This window comes from Hymenobacter rigui (genome assembly GCF_003944715.1).
GTDB lineage: Bacteria > Bacteroidota > Bacteroidia > Cytophagales > Hymenobacteraceae > Hymenobacter > Hymenobacter rigui.
Genome location: NZ_RWIT01000005.1, coordinates 339,938 through 362,175, shown reverse-complemented (window position 1 = coordinate 362,175; position 22,238 = coordinate 339,938). Strand labels below are relative to the sequence as shown.

General features: G+C 61.4%; 9 protein-coding genes. 3 read left to right on the top strand and 6 right to left on the bottom strand.

Translation table 11 applies throughout. The features are described from left to right. Positions 1-26 precede the first annotated feature (26 nt). The 4 genes from EI291_RS12430 to pbpC all read right to left on the bottom strand — a co-directional run bounded on the left by EI291_RS12430 (position 27) and on the right by pbpC (position 9,532). Positions 27-3,254 carry an efflux RND transporter permease subunit gene (locus EI291_RS12430; protein WP_125420318.1) on the bottom strand — a complete coding sequence of 1,076 codons (3,228 nt, stop codon included), beginning with the start codon at positions 3,252-3,254 and terminating at the stop codon, positions 27-29. 189 nt (positions 3,255-3,443) lie between these two features. Next, positions 3,444-4,595, bottom strand: coding sequence for an efflux RND transporter periplasmic adaptor subunit (locus EI291_RS12425; RefSeq protein WP_125420317.1), 1,152 nt, complete (start codon positions 4,593-4,595; stop codon positions 3,444-3,446). A 62-nt stretch (positions 4,596-4,657) separates the two neighbouring features. Next, positions 4,658-6,016, bottom strand: a complete 1,359-nt coding sequence (locus EI291_RS12420) for a TolC family protein (protein WP_170172622.1) — start codon at positions 6,014-6,016, stop codon at positions 4,658-4,660. Between the two features lie 1,116 nt (positions 6,017-7,132). After that, complete coding sequence (gene pbpC / locus EI291_RS12415) at positions 7,133-9,532, bottom strand: penicillin-binding protein 1C (protein ID WP_125420313.1); 2,400 nt, start codon at positions 9,530-9,532, stop codon at positions 7,133-7,135. A 78-nt stretch (positions 9,533-9,610) separates the two neighbouring features. On the opposite strand from pbpC, the gene EI291_RS12410 reads away from it, so the two are divergent. After that, complete coding sequence (locus tag EI291_RS12410) at positions 9,611-10,192, top strand: Uma2 family endonuclease (protein ID WP_125420311.1); 582 nt, start codon at positions 9,611-9,613, stop codon at positions 10,190-10,192. A gap of 103 nt (positions 10,193-10,295) precedes the next feature. On the opposite strand, the gene EI291_RS12405 is transcribed toward EI291_RS12410, so the two are convergent. Continuing rightward, positions 10,296-15,911, bottom strand: coding sequence for an alpha-2-macroglobulin family protein (locus EI291_RS12405; protein WP_125420309.1), 5,616 nt, complete (start codon positions 15,909-15,911; stop codon positions 10,296-10,298). 98 nt (positions 15,912-16,009) lie between these two features. Here EI291_RS12405 and EI291_RS12400 point away from each other — a divergent pair, with 98 nt between their 5' ends. Together EI291_RS12400 and EI291_RS12395 are read left to right on the top strand one after the other, a co-directional pair. Beyond that, a complete protein-coding gene (locus EI291_RS12400) occupies positions 16,010-16,621 on the top strand; it encodes a hypothetical protein (protein WP_125420307.1) in 612 nt (203 codons plus the stop codon). 242 nt (positions 16,622-16,863) lie between these two features. Then, entirely contained in the window at positions 16,864-17,733 is an 870-nt protein-coding gene (locus EI291_RS12395) for a M28 family peptidase (protein ID WP_125420305.1), read from the top strand. Positions 17,734-17,811: 78 nt separating this feature from the next. Here the strand turns inward: EI291_RS12395 and EI291_RS12390 are convergent, their stop codons facing one another. Next, positions 17,812-21,597: a DUF2339 domain-containing protein gene (locus EI291_RS12390; RefSeq protein ID WP_148103406.1), complete on the bottom strand. Its 3,786-nt coding sequence runs from the start codon at positions 21,595-21,597 to the stop codon at positions 17,812-17,814. Positions 21,598-22,238: the final 641 nt, after the last annotated feature.

The window sequence follows — 22,238 nt, the reverse complement described above, 5'->3', positions numbered from 1 at the left end:
GCGGTTGAAAAGAAGTTTAAAGTGAACTATGCCGGCTGCGGCTGGGCCGAATGGTCTCCTTCGCCGGAGCCTTCTTCTTTGGGGCCACCGTGTTCCTCATCGGGCTTGTAGTTGGCTTCCAACTCGGCCAGCTTTTCCTTGCCATACGCAAAGCGCGTAATCAGCACGTACAGCACCGGCACAATGAAAATAGCCAGCAGCGTGGCCGAGAGCATCCCGCCCAGCACCGTCCAGCCAATCGTCTGGCGGCTTTGGGCCCCGGCTCCAGAGGCAAACACCAGCGGCAGCACGCCCAGGATAAAGGCCAGCGAAGTCATAACGATGGGCCGCAGACGCAGGCGCACGGCTTCCAGGGTAGCATCCACCAAGGGCATGCCCTTATCTACCCGCTCCTTAGCAAACTCAATAATCAGAATGGCGTTTTTGGCCGATAAACCAATCAGCGTGATCAGACCAATCTGGGCGTACACGTTGTTGGTGAGCTTGGGCAGGAAGAACAGCGCCAGAATAGCCCCGAATGCACCCAGCGGCACGGCCAGCAGTACCGAGAAGGGCACCGACCAGCTCTCATACAACGCCGCCAGAAACAGAAATACGAAGACGATGGACAGCGCAAAAATGTACACCGTCTGCCCGCCGGCCAGCTGTTCCTCACGGCTCAGGCCCGAAAACTCGAAGCCATACCCGGCGGGCAGGCTTTGGGCAGCCGTTTCCTGCAGGGCCTTCAGCGCGTCGCCGGAGCTGTAGCCGGGGGCGGCGTTACCGTTGATTTCGGCCGAGCGGAACAGGTTGTAGTGCGAAATCAGCGGGGCCGACTCCGTGCGCTTGTAGCTGGTTACGGCGCTCAGGGGCACCATGCCGCCGGCGGTGTTGCGCACGTAATATTGGCCCAGGTTGCTGATGTCGGCACGGTAGGAGCTGTCGGCCTGGGTTACTACCCGGAAATTACGGCCGTACACCGTGAAGTCGTTCACGTAAGATGAGCCCAGGTAGGTGCGCAGGGCCGTACCGATATCGGAGATGGAAACGCCGAGCTTCTTGGCCTTCTCCCGGTCAATCGTGAGCTGGTAGCCGGGCGTATTGGCGGTGAAGAACGAGAAGGGGTTCACGATTTCGGGCCGCTTGCGCAGCGCACCCACGAAGGCCTGGAGGTTGGCATCGAAGTTCTTGATGTCGCCACCGGCCTCGCGCTCCTGCAAAATGAAGCTGAAGCCACCCGAGTTACCCAGACCCGGAATAGCGGGCGGCGAAATCACCACGATGTTGGCTTCCTTCAGGCGGCTCAGGCGCTTCTGCACCGTTTCAATCAGCCCCTGGAGCTGCTGCTCCTTCTCCTTCCGGTCGTCCCAGGGCTCCAGCTGGCAAAACACGGTGCCGCTGTTCGATTTGGACGAGAAGTTGACCACGTTCAGACCACCCAGACCGGCGTAGTGCTTGATGCCCTTGATCTGGCCCAGCTCCTTCATCACTTCCTTCAGCGTATTCACGGTGCGCTCCGTGGAAGAAGCCTCCGGTAGGGTGAAGGTCACGAACAGACGGCCTTCGTCTTCCGTCGGGATAAAGCCCGAGGGCTTGCTGCGGAACAGCAGGCCGGTAGCCACAATGATGCAGATCAGCAGGATAACGACGAAGCGGGAGTGCTTGATGCCGCGCTGCACCCCGTTGCCATACTTGCTCGTCACCCGGTCGAACCAAGTATTGAACTTATAGAAGAACCGGTCGAGGCCGCGCGAGTTATCGTCGCGTTTGTGGGGCTTGAGCAGCAGCACGCACAGCGCCGGCGTGAGCGACAGGGCCACGAAGGCCGAAATAATCACCGAAATGGCAATGGTGATGGCAAACTGCTGGTACAGGCGGCCGGTGATGCCGGGGATGAAGCCCACCGGCACGAATACCGCCGCCAGAATGAGGGCAATGGCAATAACCGGAGCCGAAATTTCGCGCATGGCGGCCAGCGTGGCATCCAGCGGGCTCATGCCCCGCTCGTTCATGTTGTGCTCCACGGCTTCTACCACCACAATGGCGTCATCTACCACAATACCAATGGCCAGCACGAAGCCGAACATGGTGAGCGTGTTGATGGTGAAGCCCAGCGGAATAAACATGATGAACGTACCGATGATGGACACCGGAATAGCCAGCACCGGAATGAGCGTGGAGCGCCAGCTCTGTAGGAACAGGAACACCACAATAATTACCAGCACTAGGGCTTCCACCAGCGTGTGCAGCACTTCCTCAATGGACACCTTCACCACGGTGGCCGACTCAAACGGCACCACGTAATCCAGGTCGGTGGGGAACTGCTTTTTCAGCTGTTCCATGGTTTTGTTTACGTTCTCGAAGGTTTCCAGGGCGTTGGCCCCGGGCGCCTGGTATACCAGCAGGTAGGCGGCCCGCTTACCGTCCACGAAGGAGTTGTTGGCGTAGTTGAACTTGCCCAGCTCCAGCCGGGCCACGTCCTTGAGGTACACCACCGAGCCATCGGTCGGGCGGGTTTTGACGATGATGTTGCCGAACTCCTCGGTGTTGGTGAGGCGGCCCTTCACAAACACGATGTACTCGAACGTCTGGCCGGTTTGGGCGGGCGGGGCCCCAATGGAGCCGGCAGCAATCTGGGCATTCTGCTCCTGAATGGCGGCCGATACCTCCTGGGCCGTTACGCCCAGCTGCGAGAGTTTATCGGGGTTGAGCCACACGCGCATCGAGAAGTCGTCGGCGCGGCTTACAATGTCGCCCACACCTTTGGTACGCAGCAGCGCGTCCTTCACAAACACGTTGGCGTAGTTGTCGAGGAAGGTGGTATTGTGGGTGCCTTTGGGAGCATACAGGGCCACCAGCATCAGAATGCTGGGGTTCCGTTTGCGCACCGTGAGGCCCAGGCGCTGCACTTCCTGGGGCAGGGTGGGCAAGGCAATGCCCACGCGGTTCTGCACATCGAGAGCCGCAATGTTGATGTCGGTGCCCACCTCGAAGTTCACCGTCATGCTCATCTGCCCGTTGCTGGTGCTGTTGCTCTGCAGGTAGGTCATGCCGGGCGTACCGTTCACCTGCACCTCCACGGGCGTGGCTACGGTCTGCTCCACGGTCTGGGCGTCGGCCCCGGTGTAAGTGCCGCTCACCGACACGGTTGGGGGCGTAATTTCCGGATACTGCCCCACGGGCAGGTTCAGGATGGCCAGCACCCCCACCAGCACAATTACCAAAGAGGTAACAATGGCCGTGACGGGGCGCCGGATAAAGGTTTCTGCAATCATAGCGGTGGACCTCACCCCCCAGCCCCCTCTCCTCGGGGAGAGGGGGAGCCTGACGATTGGCAGGAGGGTATTTCGTCGATGGATGTTTTGAACTTGATTTTGCTAGTTCAGCTAAGCCGAAAAGCAACGGCCAACGAGAAATCGTTGAACGCATCCCCTCTATTGAGGAGAGGGGGCCGGAGCGTGAGGTTACTTGGCCGCACCGGCGGCCGGAGCGCCGGCCGGGGCCGGGGTGCCGGTGGTGATTTTACCTCCGTCGCGCAGGCGGTTCAGGCCTTCGGTTACCACTTTGTCGCCTTCCTTGATGCCGTTCATGATGACGATCTGGTCGCGGAGGCGGGGGCCGAGCTGCACTTTGCGCTGCATAGCCTTGCTGCTGTCGCCGGCCACGAACACGAAGTTCTCGCCCATCTGCTCCACCACGGCTTTGTAGGGAATTACGAGGCGGCGGCCCGATTGGCGGTTGAGCACGTGCAGCACGGTGCTCATCCCGTCTTTCAGCTTACGCTCGGGGTTGGCAAACTGCACCCGGATGGTGATGGTAGCCGTCTGCTGGTCCACGCCCCGGTCAATGGCCAGAATCTTGCCGGGCAGGTTGTAACGGCTGCCGCCGGGTAGTTCCAGCCGGAAGGTAGAGTCGCCGCGGCCGCCGCTTTGGCGTTGCAGGTCGGCAAAGCGGCTCAGGTCAGTATCCGGAATCACGAAGTCCACGCCCATGGGGTCTTCGGCGCTGATGGTGTTCAGCAGCGTGGTGCCGGGGCTTACCTGGGCTCCCAGCCGTACCTGCGAAATACCAATCCGCCCCGTGAAAGGCGCGTTGATAATGGAGTAGTCAAGGTCGGTGCGGGCCAGCGCTACGTTGGCCTGGGCTTCGGCTACCTGGGCCTGGGCCGTGGCGTAGCTGGTAGAGGCGTTATCTACGATCTGCTTGGCAATGGCGTCCTGCTGGGCCAGGCGCTGATAACGGTCCAGGTTTACTTTGGCGTTCTGCACAGTAGCCTGGGTGCTGCGGAGGCCAGCCAGGGCCTGCTGATAAGCTGCCTGGTATTTGCGCCGGTCAATTTCGTACAGAGGCTGGCCTTTCTGCACCACGTCGCCATCCTTGAAGTAGATACGGGTAATAAACCCAGCTACCTGGCTGCGCAGCTCCACGTTATTGAGGGCTACCACGGTGGCGGGGTACTCGTCGTAATACACGGCCTCGGTGGTACGGGCATCTACCAGCGTAACGGGCGTGGCTGGCGGTGGGCCGGCGGCTTTTTCGTCTTCTTTTTTGCCACAGCTGGCCAGGGCCAACAGGCTGGTGGCAAAGGCGAGGGGGCGAAGGAGGGTATGGTTCATATCAGAAAGCAGGAGCAGCGGAAAGGAAGGGGGAGAGGTTTCAACGGATTAGGACATCGTGCTTAATACTCCGTAGGTAGTTCGCCACGGGCGCGCAGCAAGTCTACTTTGCTGCTCAGCAGCTGAAACAGGGCGGTGTAGTAGTTAAGCTGGGAAGTACGCAGGGTGGTCTGTGCCACAATCAGGTCGATGTAGGCCCGGATGCCCTCCCGGTATTGCAGGTTGATGACGTTGTACACCTCCTTGGAAGCTTCCAGGTTGCGCTTACCCAGCACGTATTGCGTGTAGTAGCCCTTGTAGTTGGCCAGCGCCGTGGCGTACTCCGTGTTGATCTGGTTGCGGGTGTTGGTGATGTCCTCGTCGAGGCGGTTGGTTTGCAGGCGGGCCCGGCGGATGTTCTGGGTGCGCCGGAAGCCGGTGAAAATGGGCAGACCCAGCTGCAGTCCCGCGTAGGAGTTGGGGAAGCGGGTGCGGTACAGCTCGCTGGCCGAGTTATTCTGAAACACCGAGTTGTAGTTGGCAAACGCCGACAACGACGGCAGGAACCCAAAGCGGTAGTAGTCCACCGTCAGGCTCTGTAAGGATTTCTGGGTTTGCAGCTGCTGGAGCTCAATCCGGTTGCCGGTGTTCAGGGCGGCGGCCGTGTCGGCGGAGGCTTCCAGCTCCAGCTGCAGGGTGTCGTACTGCACAGCCAGGCGGCGCTCGGGCGGCAGGCCCATCAGCTGTTTCAGATACGCCAAGCGGGCCTTAATAGCCTCCTGGGCCTGCTTGCGGCCGGCCAGGGAGTTATTCAGCGACACTTCGGCCTGCAGGTACTCGGTTTTATCAGCAATGCCGGTATCGTAGCGGGCCCGGGCGTCGCGGTAGTTGCGCTGCAGGCGGGCAATATCCTGGCTGAACACGTCCAGCTGACGTTGGGCCAGCAGCACGTCGTAAAAGCTCTTGCTCACATCCGACACAGTAGAAATCTTCACGTTCACCGTGCTCTGCTCAGCGGCCTGGTTGTTGAACCGCTTGCTGCGGGCTGCCAGCAGCACGTCGTTGTTGTAGATGGCCTGGGTGCCGCTCAGGCCCACGGTGGTCACGTTGCGCACCCCAATCTGGCGGGGCGTGAGCGTGCCGGTAGTGGGGTCGGGGAAGATGGTGAAGGGTAGCTGGAAATAATGCTGGGCCGTGCCCTGCAAGCCCACCTGCGGCAACCAGCCCGCCAAGGCAATCTGGTTGGTAGAGCGGGTAATCTCCTGGTCGATGCGGGCCTGGCGCACCAGCGGCTGGTTTACCAACGCCACATTAAGGCACTGTTGAAGGCTGAGCGCCGTGTCGGCGGGCAGAACAGGGGAGGTGGGCTGTGCCAGCACCCCGGCGGGGGCCAGCCACAAAATGCCCAGCAGAAGCCGAAGCGCCTGGTGTACGTGTTTCATACGAAAGGAAAAGCAGTTACTCCGATACGTAACTGAACGGTTCAGGGCTGGGGAACCCACTGGAAGCAGAAGGGCGGATGCCCCGATGGACACGGCAGCCGGGGGGAGGCTGCACGCGGCCCGGGGGCCTGGAAACGACTGGCCAGCCCCGAAAGGCCGGCCCCGTTCCGGTAGACGAAAGGAGCGGAAGCCTAGTAAACCCATCAGTTATGGAAAGGTTATGGCACTTCTCAGAAACGAGTTGATACTGCTCAGCTTACGAGGAAAATTCCAGGCCATTACATCACTATGTTCAGGTATGTGACACGCGCAACCAAGAGTTGCGGATAGGTGGGCTCCAGATGAAGAAGCCGCGTGGTTTTTGTGCGTATAACAACATAGCGGCCATCAGGCTCAACCACGCATGGTACATCCCGACTACATTCTGCGAGGCCTTGGCTACAGGCACAATGGTGTAAAAACTTCTCCGCTTGCCGGCTTTACTTGCTTAGCCAGTGCTCTATTGGTGTAGCGTTTTCACCGGAACTGTGAGGTAGAGAGCGGAATACGCTGTCTAGAAAAGGCGTAAGCTGTGGTGCTGTATAAGCAGTGTCCTGCACTCCGTTGAGCAAATCGGCCTGACCTGCTGGCATCTTGTAGAGTGTCACTTCACAAGTGTCAGTGCCCTTGCCAAGTAGCATGGTATAGTGACGTACTGAGGGACGATAATCACCGGGCTTCACGCGTATCGGGCGCAGCTTTCTGGCCAGTTGCCGTAAGCGTTGAAGGGTAGATGTGTCGGTGGTGCTTTTATAAATTAAACGCCCATTATCTGCCTGGCCCACTAGGGTTAGTGAGGTTAGAGCCGGGCTGCTGAGTGACTTTAGGCACATTCGATCAGCCGCTCGCTGAAGCGCTACACCCTCATTCAGGCGCAAACACCCATATACAAGAAATGCCGGTGCTAAAATGAACAAGCCGGTTTTTACGAAAAGCTCTTTGACACTCATTGAACCGTAGTGCTAGAAGTAGAGAAAAGGTAGTTGAGCGTTATTCCATGCGGGAATCTACCGGCCTGATCAGCGGCTTCAAACTCGAGGGTGCGAACTACGCAACACACACTACTCTGTGAGTGCCTTATTCCAGCTCCGTCACCGTCACCAGCACGTCGGTGTTGCGGCCGTGGTCGTCGGCGCAGGAGATTTTGAGGGGGCCGGGCTGGGGCCGGAAAAAGACCCGCTCGGTGGCCCGGGCCGTGCGCAGAAATTGGTCGTTCACGTACCAGTGCACTTGGCGTACCTCGTTGTCGGTGGTGCAGCTCAGCAGGAGCTGCTGCTGCTCGTGGGCGTTGAGCACGTACTCGGTGTTGGCGGTGGGCGAGGTGATGCTGGGGGCCTTTTCCGGACCGCCGCGCACCAGCTGGCACTGCGGGTTGTGGGGCGGCAGCCGGCGGTACGGAATGCCCTGGGCCTCCTTGTAGGCCGCCACCTCGGGCAGCAGGTTGGGGTATAGCTCGCGCCGGTAGCCGGCCGCTGGTGCGCATGCCCGGCAGTAGGCAAACCCGCCATCGGCCGATACCAGCACCTCACGCTGGTGCTGGCAGCGCTGCCCGCTGCTCACGTTGGGCAAGAAGTAGTCGATTACCTGATGGGGGCAGTTTTCACCCGGCACCAGCCCGCTTTCGGTACACACCAGCCGGAAATCCAGCGCCACCGGGGGCGCAAACCAGTCGTTGGGCGAGTTGTAGGCCAAGGCGTTGAAGAGGTCGAACAGCAGAGGCGTGGCTACGTCGGCTCCAGTCAGAGCCGGGCTGCCCTGGCCGCTGAAGTTGCCCAGCCACACGCCGATGGTGTACTGCCGGTTGTAGCCAATGCTCCAGGCGTCGCGGCGGCCGTAGCTGGTGCCGGTTTTCCAGGCCACTTTGGGCAGGCGCATGCTGCTGGCCGCGCCCAATGGCAAATCGGGCCGGGTGAGCTGGCTGAGGATGTCGGTGGTGAGAAAGGCGGCGGCGGGGGAGATGAGCTGGTTGCCGTTCTGCCGGAGCACCCCACCCCCCTCCGGGAGAGGGGGAGCCGAATAATTTCGTTCAACGTCTTCGTCAGGCTCCGCCTCTCCCGGAGGGGAGGGGACCGGGGGGTGGGGTGCCCGGTAGCGCAGCGGCGCGTACTGCCCGGCATCAGCCAGCGTCACATACAGATTTGTTAGTTCCTCCAACGATGCCCCGCAACCACCCAGAATACTGCTCAGGCCCAACTGGGGGCGGTTGCGCTTCACATTCTGGAAGCCGGCCTGCTGCAGCTTCTCGGTGAAGGCGGGCACGCCGAGCTGGTTGAGCACGCGCACGGCCGGGATGTTGAGCGAGTAGGCCAAGGCGCGCTCCAGCGTTACTTCGCCGTTGCAGTGCTTGTCGAAGTTCTCGGGGCGGTAGCCCTGGAAGTTAGTGGGTACGTCGGGCAGCAGCAGCTTAGGCGTAACGAGGCCTTGGTCCATAGCCAGCGCATAGAGAAACGGCTTGAGCGTGCTGCCCGGCGAGCGGACCGCCACCACGCCGTCGTTCTGGCCCTGGCTCCCGAAGTCCCGGAAATCGGCTGAGCCCACGTAGGCTTCCACCTGCCGGGTGCGGTTGTTGACCACCAGCACGGCCGCCTGCGTGATGCCCAGCTCGCGCAGGCGGCGCACGTAGCCCAGCGTGAGGTCTTCGGCCTTGCTTTGCTTGCTGCGCTGCAGGCTGCTGCGGATGATGGCTGTGTGCGGAAACTGCCGCACCAGCCGCCGCGAAAGGTGCGGGGCCAGGGTGGGGGCGGGGTGGCGCTGCACGTTCAGGGGTTCCAGCAGGGCATCGGCCACGTCCTGCGCCGGAAACAGCCCGGCCGCCCCGAAGCGCCGCAGCCACCGGTTCCGCTCCCGGAGCACGGCCGCGTTGTTCTTGCCCAGCACCAGCCCCCGCGGCCGGTTCGGGATGATGGCCAGCGTTACCGTCTGGGCCAGGGAGAGGTAGTCGGGCGTTTGCTGGAAATAGAGCAAAGCGGCCGATTTCACGCCTTCCACGTTGCCGCCGTAGGGTACCAGGTTCAGGTACAGCTGCAGAATCTCGTCCTTGTTGTAGTGGGCCTCCAGCTGCACCGCCCGGACCATTTCCAGCAGCTTATTGGGCAACGTGCGCTCCTTGGGTTCCAGCAGCCGGGCCACCTGCATGGTAATGGTGCTGGCCCCGGTGGTGCGCCCCGTGCCGAACAGATTGCGCCCGGCCGCCTGCACCAGGGCCACGGGATTCACGCCGAAATGCCACCGAAACCACCGGTCCTCTTTCTCAATGATGGCGGCCCGCAGCACCGGCGTAATCTCGCGCAGCTCGGTTTTCATCCGCCACTTCTGGGTGGGGTTGAGGTAGGCGTGCAGCACCGAGCCGTCGGCGGCCAGCACCAGGGGCGAGTACTGCGGGGCCGGGGGCACCGGAAACGCCCAATCCAGCCCCAGCAAAAGCAGCAGCAACAGGCCAAGGCCCGCCAGCAGACGGTAAAGAGGGCGGCGTTTCATTGGAGCAAGTTAGCGGATGCGCATCCCGCGCGGGTTGATTTGCGTCGTATATTCGTTTGGTTCTCCGCTGCTGCTACCATGCCCGTCATCACCGATATTTCCCAGCTCGACCTCACCAAAACCTACACTTCAGCCGATTATCTCTCGTGGCGGTTGGATGAGTTTGTGGAGTTGATTCGGGGGAAGGTGCGTCTGATGAGTCCTGCACCTCGTGTGCGCCACCAACTAGTACGGGCCATTGATCAGCGCCTTGACAACACGTCGTGTGAGGTTTTCTTCGCTCCGTTTGATGTGCGCCTTACTACCTCAACGCCCAATGGTGATGCGCAGATTTCAACCGTAGTACAGCCCGATATCTGTGTGGTCTGCGACGAGAATAAGCTGGACGAATACGGCTGTGTAGGTGCCCCTGACTGGATAATCGAAATCCTGAGCCCCGGTAATACCACGCATGACAGCAAAACCAAGTTTGACCTGTATGAAGAAAATGGCGTGCCGGAATACTGGATGGTGAATTATGGGTTGAAGAACATAGTGGTTTATACGCTCGAAGGAGGACACTATGAGTTGCGCGGCGAATTTTTTGAGCCGGGCCCTATTCCAGTAGCAACCATGACTGGGTTAGCGGTAGAATGGGCAGAGGTGTTTAAGGGGGTATAGCAAAACTATCCTGTCATCCTGAGCGGAGCGAAGGACCTTATTACGCAGGAGTCTTACCCATGTGATAAGGTCCTTCGCTCCGCTCAGGATGACAGGTTGTTGTTTACCGCACCCGCACCACGCCGCTGCCGGCGTAGCTGTGGTACTCAGCGTTGTACATAGCGTCGGCACTCACTGGCCCCAGCTTGAATGTGCCTTTGGAAACGGCGCGGCAGAGGTAGTAGAACGCCTTGGAGGCGGGCGTGACGGTGGTGAAAAGGTTGATCCGGTCGTCGCGCACGTCGAGGTAGTCGGGTTGGGCGGCGTCGGTGGCCCAGGTGATGTCGCGCACGGCGCCGATGCGTGGGTTTTCGATTTCCAGGCCGGCGGGGAGCAGGTCGGTGATGGCTACGTTCTTGACTTCCCCGGCCGACTCGGCCGACTGGATGGTGATTTTCACCACTACCAAATCGTTCTGGCGGAAACTGGTGCTGCCTACGGGCTGGCCGGTACGGCTCAGGAACTGGCGGCGCACCTGCAGGTAGACATCTTCCTCGCGCACTTGGCCGGTGGGCGAGATGCCCTCGGTTTCCCAGAAGTAGTAGAGGCTGCCTTTGCCGCTGGTGCGCAGGGCCAGCTGGCGGTTAGCCACGTTGCTTACCGTGAGGTCCTTGCCCGAGAAGTTGCCGATGGCCTTGCCGTCGGCCAGCAGACTGGCCGTGACGGTGCTGCCGGCGTTTTTGCGGGCCAGCTTGCCCAGGGCCAGCAGCGCGAAGGCGCGTTCCTGGGTGCTGAGCCAGCCGGCCTGCTTCACCTGGCGGCTGAGCTGGCGGGCCAGCACGTTCACCTGGGCGTTGGCGGGGTCGGCGGCGAGCAGGGCGTTGAGCACCAGGGCCTCGTCGCGGATGGGGGAGGAGAAGGCGTCGCCGAGCTGGCGGCCGGCTATGGACTGCACCCCGAAGCGGGTGGGCAGGGCTTCCCGGTAGCTGCGCTGGTTGCCGCTCAGGGCGAAGGCGCAGGCCAGCACCCAGCGCGAATCCTCGGGCAGCAGCTTGCGGTTGGCTTTGTAGTAGTTCAGGCCCACGGCATCGGGGCGGCCGGCCAGGGCCAGCACGTAGAGCGAGTAGGCAATTTCCTTTTTGGCCAGCGTCACGGGCTGAATCACGCCGCCGGTCTGGATGATGTTGTAGGTGTCGGTTTCGCGCTTGCGGACGCGGGCCTGCAGGTAGCGGAGTACCCGGTCCAGCACGTTCTTGTTCACGTCGAAGCCGGCTTGCTGGGCTTCCAACAGGAAGTGGGCGGCGTAGGCCGTGGCCCACCAGTTGTCGTAGTCGCCGCCGGGCCAGTAGCTGAGGCTGCCGTTGTACATCTGCTGGGCTTCTACCTTGCGGATGGCTTCCTGCACGTGGTAGTTGGGGTTGTATTTAGTGCTTAGTGCTTTGGGCTTAGTGCTTAGGTCGTTCTTCTGGCCCAGGGTGGCGGCTAGGTCGCCGTAGTACAGCTGCGGGAAGGCGGCCGACACGGTTTGCTCCAGGCAGCCGTAGGGGTATTGCAGCAGGTAGCGCAGGTCCTTCGCAAACTCCGTCATCGGCGAGCGGCTCACCACCAGCTGGCTCCGCAGGGAGGAAGGCAGGAAGTCGGTTTTCAGGTTCAGCTGCTGGGCCGCGCCGCCCGCCACCACGCCCGCCCCCGTGCGCTTCTGCAGCGGCGAAGCGGGGCGGATGGGTAACTCGATGGTTTCGTGGAAAAATTGATAAGGATCAGATGGTTGTTTTGATTTATTAAGCTGTGGAGCTCCTATTTGTCTAACCCGAGCACTCATACTTATTCGAGAATTTCCTATGTGTGCTGCTGCCACTCGAAAAACAACACGTTGCTCTCTGTTAGGCGCTAGATCAATCCGAAGGCCACGCAATTCTTCCTCATATATACCACCATCATTCTTCTTAGGGTCTAGGTCGTCTTTAGTTTGAATCCGAATCAGAGGATCTTCAGAATGATGCATGGAAGTGGATATCCTTACGCCACCTATTATCCGATACTTCGTCGTATTCGTCAGCGTTACGGGCACGTCAATCGTGTCACCGGGGCTGAGGAAGCGGGGGAGGGCCGTGGAAATAACCACCGGGTCGGCCACGCGCATGGTGTGTTCCGCCGAGCCGAAAGCGTCTCCTTTGTAGGCTACGGCCATGATGCGGATGGCGCCGCTGAATTGGGGGATTTGCAGTTTGTAGCGCACCTTGCCGCTGGCGTCGGCGGTGAGCACGCCGCTCCATTTGGCCAGCAGGCGCACGCGGCGGTTGGGCACGGGCGTGGTGCGGCGCGAGAGGTCGTAGCCGTCGCCGCCAGTGCTGCTGGTGCTCAGCTCGGGCAGCAGGAAGGGGTACACGTCGTAGGCCTGCACTTCCAGGGCGCGCTTCTGGTAGAAGTAGCCGTAGGGGTCGGGCGTGCGGTAGTCCTTCATCTGCAGAATGCCCTCGTCCACCATGGCCAGCGTCACCTGCGCGCCGGGGGCGGTGGTGACTTCAATGGTCTGGGCCGTCTGGGAGCGGCTTTGGGCGGGCGCTTTGATGGCGACTTGCAGGCGGGCACCGGGCTTCTCCACCGTCAGCGGCACGAAGCCCCGGGCCACCGTGAGCGGCAGGCGGTTGTCCTTGATTTCGCGGATGGCGGTGGCCGTCACGTAGATGTTGGGCACGTGGTTGCCCCGGATGGGTACGTCCACCTTGGCCGATTTCTCGTCGGTGGTCACGTAGAAGTGGTCGAGCACCAAGTCCCGCTCCACCGTCACGAGCACGCGGCCGGGGAAGGGCGTTTTCAGCAGCAGGTGGGCCACGTCGCCGGGCTGGTACTTGGGCTTGTCGGCCTCAATGGTCACCTCGCCCTCGTTGTTCACCTCGAAGGAGTTACTCTGGGTGTCGCCGTAGCCGTAGGCGTACACGCGCCGGGCCACGTAGGTGCTGGCCCCGGGCCGCGCCACCCGGATTTCGTACTCGCCGGAGTAGGTGGGCGAGAAGCCCAGGTTGGCATCGGAGGTACTGCTGCCGTACACCGGAATGGTGCGGTTGAGCACCACTTCCTCGCGCTTCTGCGAGTTGTACACGTAGCGGCCGCCCTGGCGCTCAATCACCGTTTCCCAGAGCAAACGCACGATTTGCACCTGCGCCTGGGCCTGGGTAGGCTTGCCGGCCGGCGTGAGGGCCACCAGCTGCACGGCCAGCGGCTGGCCGGTGCTCACCAGATCATCGGCGCTCCTGATACCGAACAGCACCGGCTGAGTCTGCACTTCAAACGTAGCCAGGCGGTTCACGGGGCGGCCGGTTTCGTCGAATACCGTGGTGAAGGCCGCGCCTTCCAGCGTGCCCAGGTCGGTGTAGTCGGGTACCTGGTAGGTGGCGGTGCCGCGCCCGGCGGCGTCGGTGGTGCTTTCGCGGGTGGTTTTCTCGAACCGGTCGGCAATGGGCGTCGATTCCAGGTCGCCGTAGTTGCCGCGCCGCCGCTCGCCGCTGTTGATGGCGAAGGTGTACTGCTCGTAGCCTTTGGGGTTGAAGGCTTTTTCCTTCAAGGAAAACTCCACTTCAAACTTGCGGTCGGCGGCCGGGGGGCCAAACAGGTTCTGGGCCGTAATCAGGGCCGAAACCGACTGGCTGGGCTTCACCACGGCGCGGTCGGCCTTCACCGTCACCTTCATGCGGTCCGGAATAAACTCCTCCACCGACAGCTGGCGCGAAGTCAGCAGCACGTCGTTGCCAGTCAGCACTTCCAGGGTGTAGAGGCCGGTCATCACGGCCGGGGGCAGGATGAAGCGGGCCTCGAAGGAGCCGGCCGCATTAAGGGTTTTCTGCAGGCTGGCGTACTCCTTGCCGGTGGGCAGCAGCAGCCGGATTTTCACCGGCAGTCCCTTGGGCGGGGCTTGCCAGGCGTCGGTGCGCAGTACAGTGTTGGTCTGGATGGTGTCACCGGGGCGGTACAGGTCCCGGTCGCCGTAGAGGAAGGCCTGGTAGCGTGCGGCGTTGGTTTGCAGGCCGCCCACTTCGAAGCGGGAGGTTTCCACGCGGCTGCGGCTCAGGTCGAGGAAGGTGAAGTCGTTGCCCTGCTGGGCCATCACCATGCCCAGCTTAAAGCGGCCGTTGGCAGCCGTGCTGTCGAAGCGGGCCACGCCCTCGTGGTTGCTGAGGCCGGTGCCCATCACCTGGTTATTGGTGCTGATGTAACGCAGCTCCACCCCGGAAAGCGGCTTGGCGTTGCGGATGGAATTGGCAAACACCAGCGTACTGCCGGCCTTGCCCTGCTTCACAATCAGCCCGATATCCGACACGGCCACCAGCTTGCTCACCTGTAGCCACTGCCGCTCGGTATCCTGCACGCGTATCACGTACAGGCCCTTCAGCCCGCCCGAAAACTCCAGATCCTTCAGGTTCAGGTTCAGCAGCCGCAGCCCCTGCGCCTTCGGCAGGCCCGACACGGTGTAGGTGCGCTCGGTGAGAACATTGCCGAGGTTCTCCACGTCGTAGTACTGGAAGGAGCGGTCCACGTATTCTCCGCCGTCACCTTCTTCCTCATTGCTTTCCTCGCCGTCGTACTCGGGGTAGCCATATTGGGTGCCGCCGCGCAGCAGCTGCTGAATGTTGTTGGCGTACACCTTAGCAATAGTCACCTTCACCTGGTTTACCTCGTTGATGCGCACGCCCAGGTTGCGCGAGCCCAAAGCATCGAGGTACATGGCCTTCTCGGCGCTGCCGAAGCTGATGGTGGGCCGTTCGTCGGAGAAGCTCACCGACTGCGACACGCCTTCACCGAGCATCCCGCCCAGCGCCCCGCGCAGGCCCTGGTTCACGCCAATCTGGTAGGTGCGGCCCACCTCAAAGCCGCCTTTCAGCCGCACGCCGTTTTCCGTTTCCTCCACCTCGTACGCCACCTGCGGCGACACGCTGAGGTAGCTCTGCAAATCGGCAGCCGTGACGGGCTGGTTGGTGGTGATGAGCACCATCGGGTCGGCGTTTTTCAGCGAGCCTTCGATGGTGATTACCTGCAGGGCCTCGGGGTCGGGCACCGTTACCTGGGTTTCGTACTCGGCGGTGCTGGGCTGGTCGCTGCCCACGGCGTGCAGGCCCTGGGCCAGGGCCACCGTGAGGGGCGTGCCGGGGCGCACCTGCTGGTTGAGGCGCACGCGCACCACCTCGCCGGGCTCCCCGCTCACCTCAAAGGCTACGGGCTGGCCGTCCTGGGTCACGCGCAGCAGGGGCTTCACGTCGGCGGGCTTCACGGCGTAGTTGAAGGGCAGCTCCACGCGCATTTCGGCGGTGCCGGCGGCCCGGCTGGAGCGGCCCCAGAACGCCTGCGGCTCCTGCAGCTCCAGGTAAGGCGTGTGGAATTTCTGGCGGTTCTCGGGCAGCTCGGCGTTGCGCTTGGCTTCGGGCAGAGCCTCCTTGCGCAGCGTGGCCGTGAAGTTGGTGCTGGGCTTAAACGGCGTGCTGGGCGAGAAAATCAGCTCCCGGTCCGACGTCCACTTGAACTTGCCGCGCAAGGCTGGCTCGAAGCTCACCACCTGCACCGTATCCCAGCGGTCCTGCAACTCGGGCGTCACCACGGCATCGGCAAACTGGAATACGAGGTTCTGGTACGGGTCGATTTCCTCGCCATTGGGGTCCTGGCCGGCATCGGAACCAGACTTGGAGCAGGCGCACAGCACCGCCAGCAACACCAGCAGCGGCAGGCGGGAAAGTGTTTTCGATAGCATGAAAGGGGAGGAGCTTAAAGGGACGCCGGAAGGTAGTGAGAAACGGCGTTTCTGCTAGGTTTTGTATAGGTTTGAATGGGAATAATTAATAAACATCCATGTTGCTCGACAATAATAACCGCTATAACTCTTACGCATTGTTGCTGAGTGTAATAACCGCTCTGTTGCTTTTTGGGTGCGAGTCTAAGTCTAATGAGCAGTTTACAGTCAAGCGTGATTACTCCTACACTATCAGGGCTTCAATTAGTGGGAATATCTTTAGCGGTGATGGTCCCACTTATCTTGAGTTGAGGCCTAAGCATCGAAGAAGAATGAAGTTTTACCGTCTACCCGAAAAACCGGACGCAATAATGTATGCTTATCGGCTGACTAGTAAGTCAGAGTATGACGAAAAGTTGAATAAATCAGTGGTGGTTTCCGGTGATACAATAGAAGTTGCAGTTACGGCTCCACAGGCTGATAGCCTATTCAATTTGGCCAAAGATGTATTTGAATCTGTTTCTGTATCTAACATTGATACCATTTACACCGACCCTAAAATGACTACCTTTTGGACCGATGATGCAAGCGGGATTATGAGTATTGATAGTAAATATGGAAATATTCAAATTGATGCAGGTGCACTCCATAGGTCCGATAATAGGCAGGCTGCTTCCTTTATCGCTCTGTGGGAAGGATTTGATGGGCTGTTTTCCAGAGTGAAGAAATAAGTCGAAGCTTCTGATAATTATACTCTATACACCCCCTCAAACACCTCCGCTCACTCAATTCTGAATCCGTGCAGCGTGTGTACCGGAATGAAGCCGGGCGTAGGCAAAATACTTCCGTAATCCAGCCCCATAATTACATTTCCTACATGCCCCGTCCGGCTTTCTATTGGCTATTTGCTTCGTTTTTACTGGTGGTGGGGATGACTTTTTATATGCTGCGTCCTGTCCGTTCTTCATCTGTTATGCCCACCACGAAAGCCAACCCCCAGCGCCTCTACGCTGATGTGGAGTTTCTGACTTCGCTGCGCCCCGCCCGCAACTACGAAAATCTGGCGTCGCTGAATCAGGCCGCTGACTACATCAAAGCCGAGTTCAGCAAGCTCGGGGGCGAGGTAGTGGAGCAGCCCTTCGAGGCCGATGGCCGCCGCTACCGCAACATCATCCTGCGCCTGGGCCCGGCCGATGCCCCGCGCCTGGTGGTTGGCGCGCACTACGACGTGTTCGGCGACCATGCCGGGGCCGACGATAACGCCAGCGCCGTGGCGGGGCTGCTGGAAACGGCCCGGCTACTGCATGCCCGCCGGCCCCCGTTGCGCTACTGCGTGGAGCTGGTGTCTTACCCCAACGAGGAGCCGCCCTACTTTGCCACCGAAAGCATGGGCAGCTACGTGCATGCCAAGTCGCTGCACGATGCGGGTACGCCGGTACGGGCCATGCTCTGCTACGAAATGATTGGCTACTTCCGCGACGAGCCCGGCTCGCAGCGCTTCCCCAACCAGCAGCTGGCCGCTCTGTATCCCAGCACCGGCAACTTCATCACCGTGGTAGGGTGCACCGGCCAGGAGCCTCTCATCGAAAAGGTGCACGGCCTGATGCAGGCCAACGCCGATATTGACGTGCAGCGTATCAACCTGCCTGTTGGTACTGCCCTGGCCAGCCTCTCTGACCACCGCAACTATTGGCACTTCGGCTACGAGGCCCTGATGCTCACCGACACGTCCTTTCTGCGCAACGACAACTATCACGAAGCCTCCGACACCATCGATACGCTGGATTTCCGACGTATGGCCGAAGTGGTGAACGGGGCATACGCGGCCATTGTGGGACTTTAACAACAGCGAGCAACTAGCACCAAAAAAACACAACTGGCTTCAGATGCTGTATCTGGAGCCAGTTGCGTATAGGCCTGTCTATTCTATTGTTTCTACGGACGCCGAGGGCTCTGGTGGCAGCCCGGGGTCCGGCTCTTCGGGCGCGGGCTGGGGCTCAAACCGGTTTTTGAAGCGCGCGTAGAGCCCGTTCATGCCCAGCAGCAGCAAGCCCATCAGGATAAATACCACGGCCCGGGTAATGGTACCGGTCTGGCGCAAATCGAAGAAGAACAGGCGGGCCAGGCTCAGGGCCATACCGGCCAGGGCCACGTAGCGCAAATCCTGCCGCCGAAGCATCAGGCTACTCACGAAGGCAGCTACCACCTCCAGCATCAGCAGCACCGTCAGCACCGATTTATCAAACGACTGCACCAGCAGCACGGTAAGCGCCACGAAGGCCGGGTATAGCAGCACCGGAATCAGAACGGCGGGCGGGAGCTGGCCCAGGGCCGCCAGCGGTGCCAGCACCGGCGGCCAGAAAGCCGGGTGTCGGGTATGCTGCTGCAACCGCACGGCTGCATACCCGAAGAGCAGCGCCACAGCCGCAGCAGTACTACCCCAGCGCAGGGTGAGCAACTGTCCGGCCTCGATATACCGCAACGATACAACGCAGCTCCAGATAACTGCCGCCCCGAAAAACAGCAGCCCGTAAGCCTGGATTCGTCGCAGGTGCCACGGCAGCCGGCGCGCGCCCAGCGTGAGTTCAAAGGCCGCAGCTATCCACAGCAGCGCCAGCCACTGCGTCTGGACTTCATACCACACGGTAAAGCCCCCGAACACCAGCGCAACCTCCGGCAGCAGTGGCTGCAGATAGCGCCAACTGCGGTACTGCGGCCCGGTGGCCGGCGGGCGCTGCCAGGCCAGAGCGCCCAGCAGCAACAGCAGTGCCCCGGCCGTGAGCCGGCGGGCCGGAATACCGGCAAGCAGACTCACGGTGTGATGAAGCACTACATGGAAATGCCCGATGAAGGCCACCGTGAGCAGCGCATACGTCAGGTGCAGCAGGAAACGGTCGGGGAAGCCGGCGCGGAGCAGCTCGGTTGCGCCGGGCAGGTGGTGCCGGAGTAGCCGGGCGGTGCCGGCCGCTATGGCAGCCAGGGTAAGCCACAACAGCACCGGCAGTGCGTGAGAGAAAGGAGCAAATACCGCCCAACACAACAGCGCCGCCTGCAGACCCAGTAGGTACAGCCAAGGCCAGCGCAGGTGCCGACTGGCGGCCGTCCACCAGGATGCGGCCATACCAACCCCCGACACCGCCACCAGCGGCAGCAGATACCCGAGCACCGCAAACGGCTGGAAAGCGGCCCTGGCCGGTAGCGCGTGGTTCCATTGCAGCAGCTGGTAAGCTACGGTGGTCACCACCACGCCCAGCCACAGCCCAGGCACCCGCACCCAGCGCCGCAGCAGCAACAGGGCCACCAGCAAGCCGGCCATAGCCCAGCCGGCCCAGGTGTATTCATATACCAGTCCGCCCGCCGCTACCAGGTGTACGGCCGGCAGCAGCCCCAGTAGCCGCACCCGGTACAGCGGGTTATCGGAAAGCGGCACCGCATCCAGCACCAGTACCTGCCGCCGGTGCAACAGCAGCTGAACACCCACGGTAACCAGCGCTGCTCCGGTGAGCAGGGCTGCGCGTTGCGGGTCGGGCAGCAGGCCCACGCGGCACACTACAAACGGCAGCACCCCGGCCAGCACCACGCTGCCCACCAGCCACGCCCGGTACAATCCAGTTTCTTCCTTCCAGGCCAGTGCCAGCATCAATAGCAGCACCTGGGCATACAGCAGAGTAGTGGCGGCCGGCCACGCCAGCCCGGCTTCGTGCAGCCCCAGAATACCCAGGGCCAAGAGCAGCTGCCCCGCCACCAGATGAGCCGGTCGGAACCAGCCCGGTGCCCGCTGCCACAGGTATGCCAGCCCAAACACCACCCCGGCCAGGGCCGCCGAAGCACTCAGCAATGCTCCGATGGGCGGGTACGGTAGCCCGAAAACTGTCTGCGCCAGCAGGGCGCTGCCGCTCAGCAGCAACAGAATGGTAAGCAGCTGCAGAGCCTGCCAGAGCCACGCCGAAGCAATAGGCTCCAGCCGCTGACGTAGCGGCTCCATCGTTGCGGCCAGCAGCAGCCCCGAGGTACTGCCTCCCGCCAGAAACAGCAGTGCCAGCCGCTGGTACAGCACCGCAGCCGCCAACTCCCGCACCGAGCCCACACTGGCCAGCAGCAGTACTACGCCGCTGCCCAACGCCAGGGCCAACAGACTACGGTAAGCCACTTTTTCGGTGGCTGCGCCGCATGCTCCGGCCAGCAGCAGGGTTTCCAGGTACAGCACAGTGAAAGTGCCCGGCCAGCTCAGTCCTACCTCATGCAGGCCCGGAATGACAACCAGCAGCAGTGCCTGTCCGCACAGCAGATGCAGCGTCCGGAACCAGCCGTCCGCGCGCCGCAGATACCACGCCACGCCAAATACGGCCCCGGCGGCGGCCAGCGTACCAGCCAGCAAACCAGACACCGGAGCAGTAGCAAAGCCAAACACAGCCCGGGCCAGCACGGCGGCAGCGCCCAGGTATAGCAGCCCCACCACGCTGCCAAACGTGCGCACCATCTCCTGGCTGCGGGTGCCGGCTTCGGCCGGCCAGAAGGCCTGACGCTGGAGCAGCTGGTAGTAGCCGGCTCCCAGCAGACCCGCCAGCAACAGCATGAAGGCATTGCGGTACAGCTCAGCGGGCGAGTAAGCCGTGAGGTACGCCAGGTTAAGCAGCACCAGACCCAGGCCCGTCACAACTGCCCCCACCAGTGCCACTTGAAACACCAGCGTTTCCCGCTCCCGGGCCATAATAAAGGCGACCAGTAAGGTTTCAAGTAGCATAAACAGCAGGATAAGCGTGCCCGATGCGTGCCAGCCCTGCAAAGAAAACGCGGCAAACAAAGCCAGCATCAGCGAAATGATGCTGTCCGTGCGGAATAGCCACCGGATACCCAGCTGCCGGGCCTGCCGCGCCACCCAGAACGTGAACAAGGCCCCCAGCGCCAGCGGCACCGTTTTCCAGGGCGAGCCGGTGCTGTAAAGGTACAGGTTGATGCCCAGGCAGGTCCAGTTGAGAATGTGAGCCGCAAACAATAGGGCGTCGAAGCGCACATTGGCATACACCCTTCGGTACTGCACCACCGCCGCTGCCACGCCCACGGCCAGCACAATACCCATGGCCGCCAGTCGTATGCCCGTGGGCAGTTCCCCGCGCATACTGGCCAGTGAGTAATGCCAGTACTGATGAAACGCAAAGAAGCTGCCGATACTGAGCAGCAGCTGGTATTTCCAGCGCTGCCGGTAGGTGATGCCAATGCTGAAGATGGTAACGCCTGCTGCTGCCCCGAGGCTCAGCAGCTCATGCGGCAGTACCGCCAGGGCTACCAGGCTCAGCACTCCGTGCAGCGTTGCCACGGCTTCGCGGCTGGCAACCCAGGCCAGCCACAGATTGGCTGCCACCCCGGCCAGCAGCAGCAGGTAGCTCAATGGGGCCTCCACCCACTGCAGACCCGGTACACTTACGGCCCCCACGCAGGCAAACAGGAACACGGCAGCGGCACTGCTTTGCAGCCACACATGCAGCTTGGCTGCAAAGGGTTTCGGCCGCAGGTACAGGTGCAGGCCCAGCAAAGCAGCCGCAAAGCCCACAATCATGCTGAAGCGGACCGGTGCCTGCACGCGCAGCGCGGTGTAAATGCCCAGAAACCCAATGCCAATTACCAGCACTACGGCCCCCAGAATACCAGTCCAGTTATCCAGTAGCATCTTTTCAGCTCGGTCCCACCAGGTTGGCTCGGACGGCACTTGCGGAACGGGTGTTGGAGCTGGCGTTGGCCGAGGGGCAGGAGCAGGCGGTACCGGCTGTGCTACGGGTGGCGGCGGGGCAGCAACTGGCTCAGCAACGGGTATCGGTTGCTGCGGCGTAGGTGCAACCGGCGGAACAGGCGGCCCCGAAACCAAAGGAGCCGGTGCTTTTGGCGCGACAGGTGGGGTGACAACTGCCGCGGCGACTGGTGGTAGCGTGGGGGGAGTCACCGAAACAACTGGAGTCCGTTGGCTTTCGGCGGCTAGCGGTGGGACGGCAACCGTTGGTTTCTCACTCGGGGCGGGGGAGGCTGCAGGCTGCAAACGCAGTTCCCGGCGCAACTGCTCTACCGTTACCAGTAAATCGGCGTGGGCTTTTTCGCGCTGCTGCAGCCGCTCTGATAACTGGCGTAGCTGCTTTACAAGGTCCTGATAGAGCAACGCAACAACAATAGCTGCCAGTAGCAGCAACATGGTACTCATAGGGCGTTCAGGAAAAGATATACGACACAAAGCAGCCGTCGGCAAACGGCTCATAACACTGTGGTCCGGGGCGCACGACTCGCAGCGTCCTCCGAAAAGCCACCATAACTCTGGACCGGAAACATACCAGATGTTCGGAATATAATCACAATAAAAAT

Bases quoted from the DNA above. Each gene is read 5' to 3' on its own strand.
- EI291_RS12430 (WP_125420318.1), bottom strand. From the start codon at position 3,254: ATGATTGCAGAAACCTTTATCCGGCGCCCCGTCACGGCCATTGTTACC.
- EI291_RS12425 (WP_125420317.1), bottom strand. From the start codon at position 4,595: ATGAACCATACCCTCCTTCGCCCCCTCGCCTTTGCCACCAGCCTGTTG.
- EI291_RS12420 (WP_170172622.1), bottom strand. From the start codon at position 6,016: ATGAAACACGTACACCAGGCGCTTCGGCTTCTGCTGGGCATTTTGTGG.
- pbpC (WP_125420313.1), bottom strand. From the start codon at position 9,532: ATGAAACGCCGCCCTCTTTACCGTCTGCTGGCGGGCCTTGGCCTGTTG.
- EI291_RS12410 (WP_125420311.1), top strand. From the start codon at position 9,611: ATGCCCGTCATCACCGATATTTCCCAGCTCGACCTCACCAAAACCTAC.
- EI291_RS12405 (WP_125420309.1), bottom strand. From the start codon at position 15,911: ATGCTATCGAAAACACTTTCCCGCCTGCCGCTGCTGGTGTTGCTGGCG.
- EI291_RS12400 (WP_125420307.1), top strand. From the start codon at position 16,010: ATGTTGCTCGACAATAATAACCGCTATAACTCTTACGCATTGTTGCTG.
- EI291_RS12395 (WP_125420305.1), top strand. From the start codon at position 16,864: ATGCCCACCACGAAAGCCAACCCCCAGCGCCTCTACGCTGATGTGGAG.